Origin of the sequence: Gryllotalpicola koreensis, from assembly GCF_039538185.1 — a bacterium.
GTDB lineage: Bacteria > Actinomycetota > Actinomycetes > Actinomycetales > Microbacteriaceae > Gryllotalpicola > Gryllotalpicola koreensis.
Window position 1 is genome coordinate 40,761 of record NZ_BAABBW010000001.1, and the last position, 13,182, is coordinate 53,942.

Annotated in this window: 11 protein-coding genes; 6 read left to right on the forward strand and 5 right to left on the reverse strand. The window is 69.6% G+C overall.

The genetic code is table 11. The features are described from left to right. Nucleotides 1-2: 2 nt before the first annotated feature. The 5 genes from ABD708_RS00180 to ABD708_RS00200 are packed head-to-tail and all read left to right on the forward strand — an operon-like array spanning nt 3 to nt 4,693. Complete coding sequence (locus ABD708_RS00180) at nt 3-875, forward strand: glycosyltransferase family 2 protein (protein WP_344751212.1); 873 nt, start codon at nt 3-5, stop codon at nt 873-875. Then, nucleotides 859-1,815: a glycosyltransferase family 2 protein gene (locus tag ABD708_RS00185; protein WP_344751214.1), complete on the forward strand. Its 957-nt coding sequence runs from the start codon at nt 859-861 to the stop codon at nt 1,813-1,815. The genes ABD708_RS00180 and ABD708_RS00185 overlap by 17 nt, the downstream gene beginning before the upstream one ends. Beyond that, the gene (locus tag ABD708_RS00190; RefSeq protein WP_344751216.1) at nt 1,812-2,525 is read left to right on the forward strand and encodes a hypothetical protein; all 714 of its coding nucleotides are present in this window, start codon (nt 1,812-1,814) and stop codon (nt 2,523-2,525) included. Before ABD708_RS00185 ends, ABD708_RS00190 begins: the two co-directional genes overlap by 4 nt. Nucleotides 2,526-2,528: 3 nt before the next feature. Further along, the gene (locus ABD708_RS00195) at nt 2,529-3,275 is read left to right on the forward strand and encodes a hypothetical protein (protein WP_344751218.1); all 747 of its coding nucleotides are present in this window, start codon (nt 2,529-2,531) and stop codon (nt 3,273-3,275) included. Beyond that, a complete protein-coding gene (locus ABD708_RS00200) occupies nt 3,272-4,693 on the forward strand; it encodes an O-antigen ligase family protein (protein ID WP_344751219.1) in 1,422 nt (473 codons plus the stop codon). The genes ABD708_RS00195 and ABD708_RS00200 overlap by 4 nt, the downstream gene beginning before the upstream one ends. Here the strand turns inward: ABD708_RS00200 and ABD708_RS00205 are convergent. Further along, nucleotides 4,669-6,636 carry a DUF4082 domain-containing protein gene (locus ABD708_RS00205; RefSeq protein WP_344751220.1) on the reverse strand — a complete coding sequence of 656 codons (1,968 nt, stop codon included), beginning with the start codon at nt 6,634-6,636 and terminating at the stop codon, nt 4,669-4,671. The genes ABD708_RS00200 and ABD708_RS00205 overlap by 25 nt on opposite strands. Nucleotides 6,637-6,851: 215 nt before the next feature. On the opposite strand from ABD708_RS00205, the gene ABD708_RS00210 reads away from it, so the two are divergent. Beyond that, entirely contained in the window at nt 6,852-8,012 is a 1,161-nt protein-coding gene (locus ABD708_RS00210; RefSeq protein ID WP_344751221.1) for a glycosyltransferase, read from the forward strand. An 11-nt stretch (nt 8,013-8,023) separates the two neighbouring features. Here the strand turns inward: ABD708_RS00210 and ABD708_RS00215 are convergent, their stop codons facing one another. From ABD708_RS00215 to ABD708_RS00230, 4 genes are all read right to left on the reverse strand, one after another. Continuing rightward, the gene (locus ABD708_RS00215; protein ID WP_344751222.1) at nt 8,024-9,460 is read right to left on the reverse strand and encodes a glycosyltransferase family 4 protein; all 1,437 of its coding nucleotides are present in this window, start codon (nt 9,458-9,460) and stop codon (nt 8,024-8,026) included. A gap of 19 nt (nt 9,461-9,479) precedes the next feature. Beyond that, nucleotides 9,480-10,493, reverse strand: coding sequence for a glycosyltransferase family 2 protein (locus tag ABD708_RS00220; protein WP_344751223.1), 1,014 nt, complete (start codon nt 10,491-10,493; stop codon nt 9,480-9,482). Beyond that, the gene (locus ABD708_RS00225; protein WP_344751225.1) at nt 10,490-11,932 is read right to left on the reverse strand and encodes a lipopolysaccharide biosynthesis protein; all 1,443 of its coding nucleotides are present in this window, start codon (nt 11,930-11,932) and stop codon (nt 10,490-10,492) included. The genes ABD708_RS00220 and ABD708_RS00225 overlap by 4 nt, the downstream gene beginning before the upstream one ends. Before the next feature lie 64 nt (nt 11,933-11,996). Further along, on the reverse strand, nt 11,997-13,172 hold the full coding sequence (locus ABD708_RS00230) for a DegT/DnrJ/EryC1/StrS family aminotransferase (protein WP_344751226.1): 1,176 nt from the start codon (nt 13,170-13,172) through the stop codon (nt 11,997-11,999). Nucleotides 13,173-13,182: the final 10 nt, after the last annotated feature.

Consider the following 13,182-nt stretch of genomic DNA (forward strand, 5'->3'; position numbering starts at 1 on the left):
CCATGAGCCTCGCCCAGACCATCGCCGACCCGCGGTCTGCGCAGCGCCGCCCGGCGAGCGCCAGCGTCATCATCCCTGCCCACAACGAGGCCGCGGTGATCGAGCGAACGCTGCGGCCGCTGGCCAGGGCTGCTGCGGCGGGCGAGCTCGAGGTCATCGTGGTGTGCAACGGATGCCACGACGAGACGGCCGCGGTCGCGGCATCCGTACCCGGTGTCATCGTGATCGAGACCGAGATCGCCTCGAAACCGCACGCACTCAATCTCGGCGATGCGCGCGCCAGCGCGTGGCCGCGCGTCTACCTCGACGCCGACATCGTCGCCGACGAGAGCAGCGTGCGCGGCGTCGCCCTGTGGCTCAGCCTCAACGACGGCTTCGCCGCGCGCCCGACCGCGGAGTACGAGCTCGGCTCGGCGAGCTGGCCCGTGCGCGCCTACTACCGCGCCCGATCGCGCGTGCCCTCGCTGCACGAGGCGATGTGGGGGGCGGGCATCTACGCACTGTCGCACGCGGCTCACGAACGGCTCGGGTCGTTCCCCGAGGTGGTCGGCGACGACCTGTGGGTAGACCGGCTGTTCGACCCCGACGAGAAGGCGATCGTGACAGGCGCGCCGGTGATCGTGCAGACGCCGCGCACCCTCGCGGCACTGCTCGCGGTGACGCGGCGGGCAGTGCGCGGGGCGGCGGCGGCCGGGCCCTCCGGAAGGAGCGCGTCGACGACCGGGGGAACACTGTCAGGCATCGCACGCTCGGTGCGCGGGCCGGCCACCGCCTTCGACGCCGCGGTCTATCTCGCGGTCGCGCTGCTCGCGCGGGCTTCACGCGCGTCGCTCGGTGCGAAGCGGGGGTGGGAGCGCGATGACTCTTCTCGCTGAGGACGCAGAGGCCCCGATCGCGGCCGTCATCGTCGCCTACAACAGCGCCGATGAGCTGCCCGCGCTGCTGCGGTCGCTCGAGGCGAGCACGGTGGGCGTGCACGCGATCGTCGTCGACAACGGATCGGCGGATGCCTCGGTCGCACTGGCCCGCTCGTTCGCCGGCGTGACCGTCGTGCCGACGGGGGCGAACCTCGGGTACTCGGGCGGCATCAACGTCGGCCGCGGCTTCGTGCGCGACGGGCAGGCGGTCGCCATCCTGAATCCGGATCTCGTGGTGGCGCCGGACGCGCTGGAGCGGATGCTGGCTTCCCTCGACCGCGAGGGGGTCGGCGTCGTCGCCCCGGCGATCCGTGACGCCGCGGGTGGGCCGTATCGCGGGCTGTTCCGCGAGCCGAGCCTGCTCGGGGCCCTCGGCGAGACGCTCTTCGGCGATCGCTGGGCGAGCCGGCCTGCGGCGCTCTCGATGACCGTCCGCGACACGACCGCATACGAGCGGCCCGGTGCCGTCGACTGGGCGAGCGGCGCCGCGCTGCTCATCTCGGCCGCCTGCAACGCCGTCGTCGGCGCGTGGGACGACGAGACCTTCTTCCTCTACTGGGAGGAGACGGATTTCCAACGCCGCGCACGCGCGGCCGGATTCCGCACGGTCTTCGAGCCGCGTGCCGTGGTCGTGCACGAGCGGCAGGCATCCGGCACCTCCCCGGCGCTCGAGGCGCTGATGGCCGTCAACCGGGTGCGCTACGCCGACAAGCACCATTCGCGGGCCTGGGCGGAGGGCATGCGCGCCATCACGGCGAGCTGGTATCTGCTGCGCGCGGTCCGGCGCCCCGAGCTGAGGCCGGCCGCCGCGATGCTGACGAGTCGCGGGCGCTGGAGCGAACTGCCGGGCGCCGAGCGGATGCCCCTGCCGCTCGCCGTCGCGGAGGAGCACGCATGACCATCATCATGGCCCTGCGCATCATGCTGCGCCGCTGGTACGTGGTTCTCGCCGTGTTCGCCATGGCCGGAACCTGCCTGTACTGGCAGGTGAAGCATGCCGGCGTCTACGCGTCCTACGCGGTCGTCACCCTGCTGCCGAGCAACGGCAGATTCGTGGCGACGGACCCGTATGGGGACCCGACCCCGTACACGACCTTCGCATCGGCGCTCGTCCAGCAGTTCAACGAGGGCCGCACTCAGGAGCCGCTGTCGACCACCACGGCCCCGCTGTACGGGGTCGGCGTGCGACAGGGGATCCAGGTCTCGCTCGCCAACTCCGGCAACCAGTGGGTGAACCAGTTCGACCAGCCGTCGATCATCGTCCAGGTCGTCGGCCCGACGAAGGCCTGGGTCGACGCGAACACGCGGAGCGTCGTCGGCGACCTGATCTCGCTCAGCGACCGCATGCAAGCGCAGAGCGGCATCGTGCCGGCGCAGCGCATGGTCGCCCAGCAGCAGCCCCTGACCGGTCTCGCCGCGCACGTCGCGCCGGGCCGGAAAACCGAACTCATCGCGGTCGGCGCATTCGGCGCCGCCGCCCTGATCGTCGCCAGCGCGCTGGCGGTCTGGACAGATGCTCTCGCAAGCGCGCTGATGCAACGCAGAGCCCGCCGCGGACGAGAACTCGCCGTGGTCGCAGGGGCGCGGCCTGCACTGAAAGGAATCTGACCCATGAACATCACCACCGTCATCCGCGCCACCCTTCGCAGGTGGTATGTGACCGTTCCTGGGCTGTTGGCCACCGTGTTCCTCGTGATCGCGGCCCACACTCTCGTTCAGCCGACCTTCACCCGCTCGGCGGACCTGCTGCTGATCCCGGCGGAGGCCACCATGCCGAAGGGCTCGAACCCCTATCTCTACATCGGCGGCCTGAGCCAGGCGGCCGACGTGCTGGTCACCGCCGCCAGCTCCCAGTCCGTGCTCGGCCCCGTGCTCGAAGGCCACGAGAAGACGACCCTGACGGTCTCGCGCGATACGTCTTCTTCCGGCCCCGTGCTGCTGATCACGGTGGAGACGCCGTCGGCCGATCAGTCGGGGGAGATCCTCGACGGGGGCATCAAGGCCGTCACGGCGACGCTCGCCAAGCTGCAGTCGGAGGAGCACCTCACCCAAGCGCAGATGATCACCGCATCTCAGCTCTCGGTCGACACGACCGCGACGCCGAAGACGAAGTCGCAGTTCATGGCTACGGCGGCGGCCGGCGGAATCGGATTCGTGGGAACACTCATCCTCGCGACGTTCATCGATGGGCTGATCCTGTCGCGTCCCCGCCGCGGGGCACGCGACCCGAAGCGCAGCACGCCCGGCCCGAGGCGCCTCGAGTCCGCATCCCTCGACGACGAGATCGACGCTCGAGAGGCTGCCGCTGAGGAAGACGCCGAGGAGGACGCCGAGCTCGTCGATCGCGCCTCGGCATGAGTCGGACCGTGGAAGAGCACTCCGAGCTGCTGACGACGGTCCGCGCGCGGGCTCATGTCGGCGCGGGGAAGCGCGGCCCGCTCGACGCGACCGCGCTGCTGTCGCTGTACGCCGTGCTGCTGCTCGCCCTTCCCTCGTCGATGTACATCAACGGATTGAACAGCCTCGGCCGCCCGTCCGTGCTGTTCGGGCTCGCGCTGCTGCTCTGGTGGCTTCTCGATCAGTTGAGCCGCAACGTCGCGCCGGCGCATCACGTGCATCAGCCCCTGCGGATCGCCCTGTTCGGCTTTCTCGTCGTCGCGCTGGTGAGCTATGCCTTCGCGCTGCTGCGCGGCCAGCCCGCCGACCAGGTCAGCCCGGCGACGGTCTCGCTGGAGACCCTGCTGTCGTTGGCGGGGGTCACCCTCGTCGCGCTCGACGGCATCACGACGCTCGACGGCCTCCGGGCCCTGATCGGTCGCATGGTGATGCTCGGCTCGGCCATCGGAGCACTCGGGCTCGCCCAGTTCGCCACGGGCCGGGCGTTCGTCGACATGATCGTCATTCCCGGCATGTCCGGAAACGTGGCGAGCGTGCAGAGCCGCGATTCGTTCCTGCGGGCGGCGGGCACGTCGTCGCACCCGCTGGAGTACGCGGCCGTTCTGTGCACCTGCCTGCCTCTCGCCATCGCGCTCGCGCTGGACCATGCTCTGAGCCCGCTGCGCCGTCGACTCGCCTGGTGCGGAGTGATCGTGATGGCGGCTGCGGCTGCGGTGTCGGTCTCACGATCGGCGCTCGTCGGCGTGGCCCTCGCGGTCCTCCTCGTCATTCCGGCGCTCCCGAGCCGGCTGCGCAGGGTGTTCCTGATCGGCGCCGTGGGAATGATCGCCGCCATCGGCGTGCTCGTCCCCGGCATGCTCTCCACGATGTTCTCGATGTTCGCCGGCATCTCGAACGACTCGAGTGCCCAATCGCGCTCGAACGGGCTGGCCGCCGGCATCCATTTCGTCACCCATTCCCCCTGGGTCGGGCTCGGCTTCGGCACCTTCCTGCCGCGGTACTACATCCTCGACGACGAGTGGATGCTGATCGCGATCCAGCTCGGCATCCTGGGCCTGCTCGGATTCGCGGCGGTGTTCGCGACCGGCATGTTCAGCGCCTATTCGGCCCGCCACGGGGTGCACGCGGACAACGAGGCACGCACCTACGGGCAGGCGCTCATCGCCGCGATCGGCGGCTGCGCCATGCTGTGCGCGAGCTTCGACGCGCTGTCCTTCGCTCAGTCCGCCGGCCTGTTCTTCTTGCTGCCCGGTCTCGCGGGCGCATTGCGCCGCATCTATCGCGGCGAGGCGCCGCCGGTGATCTGGAGCTACCGCGATACCAAGGCGCTTCGCCGCTACGTGACCAGGGCCGCTCAGCCGCGCAAGGCGATCTTGTAGATGTGGTACGTGTACTCCTGAGCGAAGGAGTCCGTGAACTTCCCCCCGCTGACCGGCACGGTACGGTTCTCGCCGACGACCTCGGCGCTCGTGCCGTTCACCCCGGCGGGCAGGGTGAAGGTGCGTGCCCCAGGCGTTCCCGTGCCGTCGGTCATGCTGAAGATGTAGGCGTACCCGCCGCTGACCTTGAGCATCGTGTCGAGCCCGGTGCCGAACTTCCACTGGTAGGACTGCGTGTTGAGCACGGGGGCGAGCGACTGAATGAGCCCGTCGACGTGCTTCATGGCCATGACCTGCGGGTAGGCGCAGCTGGTCGAGCCGCCCGTCTGCGCCGAGCGCACGACATTGCCGCTCTGGCACGAGCCGCTCATGCTCTGGTTGAAGTAGATGATGCCGCGCGCCTCGTTGATGATCGAATCCATCACGGCGCCTTCCAGCTGGCCCGGCTGAATGTACGTCGTCTTGGCGGCTCCGCCGGGGGCACCGTTCAGGTTCTCGACGAAGCTCCACAGAGGCTGGAGCTTGCCGTCTGACGCGTCGTGAGCGCGCAGCGCCTGAATGGTGTTGCCGTAGCTGGACGCGGTCTTGCAGTGCGCCTGGTCGACCGGCGCGATGTTGAAATGCGCGATCTGCGGCCAGATGCTGTCGCACGAGCCGTCGGTGTAGTAATACGTGTCGAGCGAGACGACGTCGGTGAAGTCGTTGGTGTACGAGTCGGCCTGCTGGTCCGACATGTAGCCGCCGATGATCTGATGCGTGAAGTTCGCATACTTGAATCGGCCGTCGTCTCCGTATTCGGCGATGGCGTCGTTCAACTGCGACTTCGCCGAGTCATAGCTGGGCGCCCAGCCGTCGATCTCGTCCCAGAGGAAGTCGCCGACCCAGTTCGTGCTGCTGCTGGTGAAGCTGCTGTTCAGGGCGCTGCCGACCCAGTACACGTCGTTGTCTGCGAAGAGCTTGTACGGCGTCGACGGGTCCATGAGCACATAGGTGTTCACACCGACGGACTTGTCCCACGCGACGTCGGAATTCGACGAGATCCCGCCCCACCAGAGCGCGATCGGGAAGAAGTCCGGGTTCGCCCACCCTGCCGCCTTGGGCTTGGCGAACTGCGCGTAGTACGCCGGCCCGCCTTCCCAGGGCACGCGTGGCAGATCGAGCGCCGCGCTGTCATTTGAGGGCGGATTCGTCGGGGTGGTGGTGGGGGTCGAGCTCGGCGTGGGCGTCGGGGTGGGCGTGGGCGTCGGGGTGGGCGTGGGCGTCGGGGTGGGCGTCGACGACGGTTTCGGTGTGACCGTGGAGCTCGGCTTCGACGTGGGCGTCTGGGTTCCGCTGCCTGAAGGCGTGGGAGTCGACGTCGCAGGCTGGAAGACGACGTCCACGTAATAGTTGGCGTCCTTCCAGACCGACGTCGGGAAACCCTGGGGGTATTTGTAGACGCCGCCGTGCGCCGGGACGGTCAAGGGACCCACCGTCTTCGCCCGGGCGAAATAGCCGTCGTCCTCCGAGTACCCGCCCTGTGGAGCGAGATAGGAGGCGATGTAGGTCTCGCCGGCGGCGATCGCAACCGGCTTCGACAGGCTCGCCTGCTGCCACCCGGTCTTCGCGCTGCGCGAGAACGTCACGGCCGCGAGCTGCCGCCCCGTGGACGACCACAGGTGGCCGACGTGCGTTCCCCTGTTCTTGGGCCCTTGATAGAAACGGATGCCGGTGACCGTGCCGGCGACGCTGCTCGAGAAGCGGACGCCGAGTTCGACGCTCCGGTAGTCCGGCTCCGTCACATGTGCGGGCACCGCGGAGCCGAACAGGCTGGTCGGCGCGGGGGCCGCAAGAGACGGCGCCACGCCCGCCACCAGCGCCGCGATCGCCGCGAGGACGGCGATCAACCAGCGTTTGCGCAGGCGGATCTTGCGATGTGCAGCGCGGCGGCCGTGGGTAGGCATGCGGCGATCCTCCGGAGCTGGTAAATGCGAACAGACGTTGTCACCCGGTTGAGGGTCACACTATCGGAGTCGAGGTTACTTCATTGTTTCTAATTTCTGACCATCGCTCGACTCCCCAGTGCCCGTGGCACCTATTGGTGGGATTGCCGCCACTGCCGACCCATCGCCACACTGATACAGATGACAATTTCTCATCTCACCAGGGGGCTCGGCACGTGATCGGTCGGGGGCGCGTCCGCCGACCGCTCTTCGTGGTCCACGCGGCCAACTCGTGGGACGAGCAGCGCATGGCCGACCACCAGCTGGCTGCCGCGCTGAGTTCCTCCGTCGATGTGCTGTACGTCGATCCGCCCCACCCCGTTTTCTCCGCCTCCGCTCCGACCGCCGCCGTGAGCGAGGTCTCCCCCTCTCTGACCGTCATCAGGCCGGCGACCCTGCCCGGCGTTCGCCGGAAGTCGATGACACCCGTCAACCGCCGCCTCATTGCCGCCCAGACACGACGCGCCATCGCCCGGTCCGGCCACGACGACGTCGTGCTCATCGAAGCGGACATGGCGACCCCGATCATGGGGCTCATCGGCGAGCAGGCCCGCATCTACTGGGCACAGGACGACTGGATCGGGCTTGCCGAGCTCGTCAACGTCGATCCAGAGGTCTTCCGGCGCGGCGAGAAGCTGGTGCGAACGGCGAGCGAGCTCATCATCGCGGCGAATCCGACGGTCCAGCAGGCGAACGACGGCTTCGGCAAGCCCGTCGAGCTCGTCCCCTTCGGCTGTGACAGCGCGCTGTTCGCCGCAGCCCGCGCGCTCGAGCCCGCGGCGGACGCGCACGCGGACGAGGCGCCCGCGATCGTGATGGGCACGATCAACGACCGTCTCGATGTCCGACTGCTGCGCGCGGTCGCGGATCGGGGCGTTCCTCTTCTCTTCGTCGGCCCCCGCTCGGACTCGGAGAGCACCGCAGAGCTGGACGGGCTGTTCGCGCTGCCGAATGTGAGCTGGATCGGGCCGAGGGAATTCACGGCGATGCCGGGCTACCTCGCCGGGGCATCCGTCGGGCTCGTGCCGTACACGCACTCCGCGTTCAACGAAGGCAGCTTCCCCCTCAAGACGCTCGAGTACCTGGCCGCGGGGCTTCCCGTGGTCGCCACCGATCTGCCGGGCATCCGCTGGCTCGATTGCCCGGAGGTCGAGGTCGCAGATGACCCGGATGCCTTCGCGCAGGCCGTCGCCACAGCGGTGGAGCGTGGACGTCCGAACCCGGCCGAAGCGGCGCCCCGACAGCAGTTCGCCGCAGCGCACGACTGGGAATCGCGCGCTCAGGCCTTCATCTCCGTGATCGAGTCGGCGCGCGGCCACGCGGCGCGGCCACGCTGACCGCGGCGGGATCAGCGCGCGCGCAGCATCGCCGCACGGCGGAGCGCGGCGGCATGGGCGTCTGCGCACCGCTGCTGGTCGAAGCGGGTGAGCGACTCGCTTCGAAGCCGCTCCCGCTCGGCCGGCGACGGCGGGGCTGCGCTGACAAGCTCCACCATGGCCTCGACGAGCTCGTCGCGGTTCTCCTGGCGCGCGAATCGGGCCGCCGACATCCGCTCCCAGTCCACGAGGAGCGGATCGCCGAGAGGATTCGAGACCATCCGCCCCCGACGCGCATCGCCGTCGATCTGCTCTCGCACGGCCCCGGTCTCGCTCAGCACGACGCGCACGCCCGAGGCGAGCGCCTCCATGCTGACGAGCGGGCCCCCTTCGAAGAACGCGTCAAGCACGAATCCGTCCGCGGCGGCGAGAAGATCGGCGATATGCGGGGTGTGGTCCCGCAGGTGCAGGCGATCCCCGCCGGGCATGCGGGAGCGAAGCGCGGCGACCTGGCTGGCGTAGTCGACGTCGTCGACACGACCGCAGATCACGAGGTGCGCTTCGGGAACGTGCGCGGCCACGTCGCCGAAGGCCGCCGCCAGCCCGTAGGTGTTCTTCTGGAGGGAGTGCCGGGACAGTGAGACGAGAAGGCGCTCGTCGGAGAGACCGAGCGCGCGGCGAGCGGCCTCGCGGTCACCCCGCCGCAGGCGGCCGCCGGCGATGCCGTTCTCGATGGTCGTCACGAACTCCGGGGGGCAGCCCGGGTCGAGACTGAGGTACTGTCGGCGCACCAGCTCGCACACCGCAATCAGACCGGAGAGGCGCTGACGGCGGCTCGCCAGAGCCTGCGGATCGGCTCCGAAGAGCAGGTGGCCGCCGTGATGCACCTCGATGACCGGCGCGCCGATCGCCTCGGCTTCATCGAGAACCCAGTCCGCGCCACCGTGGAACGCGACGATGTCAGGGGTGTCCGCACGGAGCCATGCCCGCGCGCCCGCGCGATCGAGTTCGCGCACATCGACGCCCTCGGCCCGTAGCTGTGCGCCGAGGCGCCCCGGATTCTCGGCAACGGATTCCGGTGTGACGAGCACGGCGACGTCGATGCCGCGCAACGGCAGCTCACGCGCCAAGAATGCGACCATCTGGTCGAGACCGCCGACGTCCATCGACGGAGCGACCAGCAGACAGCGCAGCCGCGGCGTGTTCACGTCCTCGGCCGGAACCGCTCGCCCGTTGCCCTTATCCGGTCCGTTCAGGGTCGCTTCGGAGAGCGATCTCTGCCAGAATCCGACGGCTTCCGCGGCAGCGGTCGCCAGCAGCGGGCGGGACCAGCCGTCGACCAGCTCCGCCGCATCGAGCGCCGGCGGCGGCACGAGGGAACGGAGCCTGCGACGCAAGCCGCGCGGCACGAAACGCGACCACCGCTGAGCCAGCAGACGCAGGCTCTGAGGTGTGCTGGCCGGGCTCATGCGAGCACCCGCCCGGGCATCAGTACCCCCTCCGGCGCCACAGCCGCCAGCGGACGCGCTCATCGACATCTCGCACAAACCGGGCGAAACGGCCTCGGCCGGCGAGCAGCGACGACGCCGAGTCGACGCCGGTGCGGTGGTCGAGCTGCTCGGCGATCTCCTCCAATGCGACCGAGTCCTCGCCGCGGCTGCTCGCGTCGGCCGCCAGTCGGCGGGCGTCCACGGCGAGCGCCGAGAGCGAGAGGTTCAGCACGCGCCGGTCTGCGCCGCTCTCGGCGAAGAACAGCTCGATCGCCGCGATCCGCGCGCTCAGGTCGCGCAACGCGACGTCTTCGTGGGACCGCTGGAAGCTGGCCTCGTGCACGCGGTAGAGCCCCTGGACCGTCCCGTTGACGCGCCCGACCGCGCCGGAGTGCGCGAGCCGCAGCAGCAGATTGAAGTCCTCCGCCCAGCGCAGCTGGGCGCGATAGCCTCCGGCCGCGTCGAGCGCTGCCCGGCGCATCATGACCTCCGGCTGCCTGATCGGGCACCGCGATCGCCGCAGCACCCGTTCGATCCAGTCGTCACCGCGCCACACGCTCCATCCGCGCAACGTTCCGAAGTCCGACCGCGGCGGCGGGCCCGTGAACTCGACGGGGTGGCCGTAGCAGAAGGCCGTCTCGGGATGGGCCGTCAGAAGCGCAACCGACCGCGCGAGCGAGCCGGGGGTCAGCAGATCGTCGGCGTCGAGCTTCACCAGGAAGTCCGCGGTAGCGAGCCCGAGCGCCTCGTTCGCGGTCTCCACGTGGCCGCGGTTCGCGGGATGCTGCACCAGGCGCACACGTTCGTCACGCTCTGCGAAGGCCTTCGCCACGGCGACACTGTCGTCCGTCGAGGCGTCGTCGATGATGACGACGTCGACGTCCACGCCCGGTTGTTCGAGGGCTGAGCGCACGGCATCCGGCAGATAGCGCGCGTAGTTGTAGCACGGGATCACCACCGACACCCGCGGCAGGGGGTCCGCGATGCCGACGCGCCGCTTCGTGTCGATCACAAGGCCGCCTTCGGTGCTCTCGGCAGGATCCTGCGCAGCGCCCGCTGCCCGAGGCCGATCAGCTCGGCCGAGGTGTCGCGAGCCGTGAGCCGCAGCAGGGGGAGGTAGAACGCCGCCATGGCGAGCCCGGCGAGAAGCAGTGACACCGGACCGGGAAGCGGCCGGGTGATCGCCACGGCCGCGAAGCCGACCACGGCGGCAACCGCGATGGGAATCGAGGTCTTGACGATCGGCATCGACACCGTCCACCAGCGCGCATCGAGCTCCCGGGCGACGAGCGGCCAACGGGCGACCGTCGCCGCTGCCGCGACGAAGACGAAGCCCAGCGCCATCGCCCCGAGCCCCCAATGCACGACGGCCGCGGTGACCGCGACGGTGAGGATCTCCACCGCGATGGCGTAGACGAACCACGTGCCCGGCCTGCCGACGCCGTAGAACAGCCCCTGGTCGAGCGAGGCGCCGATGGTCAGGATTCCTGCGACGGCGAGCAGTTGGGCAGGCGCCACGCTCTCGTGCCACTGGGAGCCGAACAGCATCGGAATGAGGACTGGCGAGCCGACGGCGAGGCACAGCATGATCGCGCCGACGACGACATATGAGACCGACTGGGCGCGCAGATAGCCGGCGCGAAGACGATCTGAGGCGGAACGGATCTGCGCGAAGACCACCAGGGAGACCGGAACGAGCGCCGCCGAGGTGAGGTCCTGAGCGATCTGGATCAGCCGCTGCGCAATGTTGAGGTAGCCCAAGCCGCTCACTCCGAGCGCGCTGACGACGATCGCGTTCTCGGCCCAGCTCCGCGCGAGCGCCACGAGCTCGATGCCGATCACCTTGGCGCCGAATCGAACCATGGTGCCGAACTCCTGCCTCGAGAACTCGAAGCTCGGAAGCCACCTGCTCGCGATCCAGGCGAGTGCGGTCGAGACGATCTGGACGATCAGGGTCTGCCAGACGAGCGCCCACACGCCGAAGCCGAGGAGCGCGAGGACGACGGCGACGGCCTGGCCTGCCGCCCCGGCGATGGTCGCCTGCACCGCGAGCGAGCGGAATCTCAGATTGCGCCTGAGGAGCGTGGTCGGCACAGCGCCCAGGGTGATGAGAAGCGCGACGGGTGCGAGGCCCTGGATGACAGGGGTCACCGCTGGGGTGGCGAACAGCATTCCGAGAAGCGGCGCGATGAGGACCAGACCGCCCGCGAGGACGACGCCGGACGCCATCGAGTACCAGAAGAAGGTGCTCAGGCGCCGCGTCGTCGCCTCGGGCACCTGCAGCAGATACGTGCTGAACCCGAGGTCAGCCAGCAGCTGCAGCAGCGGCAGCAGGGAGCTCGCCAAGGCGACGACGCCGAAATCCGCCGGGCTGAGCAGCCGGGCGAGGATGGCGATGGTGACGAAGCCGGTGATGCGCAGAACCCACTTCTGGGCGACCGTCCACACCACACTCGCCGTTGCTTGCGCCGCATATCCCCCTGGGCTGTCCGCAGCAGGCTGAGCGGTCTCCCTGTCACTCTGCTGCAGAGCCACGCGCAGTGGCCTTTCTGAGAACGCCCACGACCTGCTCCTGCTGCTGCGAGGTCAGGTGCGGGAACATCGGGAGCGAGAGGATGCGCCGGGCTGCCGCCTCCGCGACGGGGAACTGCCCCGCCCGGTAGCCGAGGTTCCGGTAGGCGGGCGTGAGGTGAAGCGGGTGCGGGTAGTGGACGGCCGCGCCGATTCCGGATGCGTTCAGCTCTGCGAGCACGCGATCCCGTTCCTCCACCTGTACGACGTAGAGGTGCCAGACGTCGCGGTTTCCCTCCCGCATGGTCGGCGGGACGACCGCGGGAACCGCGGCGAGCATCTCCGTGTAGCGCGCGGCGGCGGCGCGGCGCGCGTCGTTCCAGCCTTCGAGCCGGCGCAGCTTCGCACGGAGCACCGTCGCCTGGATGGCATCCAGCCGCGAGTTGATCCCCGCCCGGTCGTGAACGTACTTCACCGAGCTCCCGTGCGCCGAGAAGTTGCGCGCGAAGGCGGCGACCTCGGGGTCGTCGGTCAGGACGGCGCCGGCGTCGCCGCCCGCGCCGAGGTTCTTCCCTGGGTAGAAGCTCGTCGCGGCGACGCGCCCCAGCGCGCCCGCACGCCCGGCGGGGGAAGACGCCCCCTGCGACTGGGCGGCGTCTTCGATGATGACCAGACCGTGTTTCTCGGCGATCGGCGCGAGTGCGCCGACGTCGGCGGTCTGCCCGTACAGGTGCACGGGCACGACCGCGCGCGTGCGCGGCGTGATCGCCGCTGCGACGGCGTCAGCGTCGATGAGCAGGTGCTCGTCGACGTCGACGAACACCGGCGTCGCGCCGACACGGGTGATCGCCTCTGCGGTGGCGATGAAGGTGTTCACCGGCACGATGACCTCATCGCCCGTCCCCAGGCCGAGTGCACGGTAGGCGACCTCGAGCGCGTCTGTGCCGTTGGCGACACCGACGACGTGGTCCACGCCGATGTACTCCGCGTATTCCTGTTCGAAAGCCTCGACGGACGAGCCGCCGATGAACGAGGCGGACAGCAGTTGCTCCCGCCATACGGGCAAGACGTCGTCGGCGATCTCCGCCGACTGAGCCTTCAGGTCGAGGAAGGGGACGCCCGTTCGCGTGCCCGCACCCTCGTGGGTGTCGCTGATCGTGTCGGAATCAGTGATGGTCATGTTCTCCAGC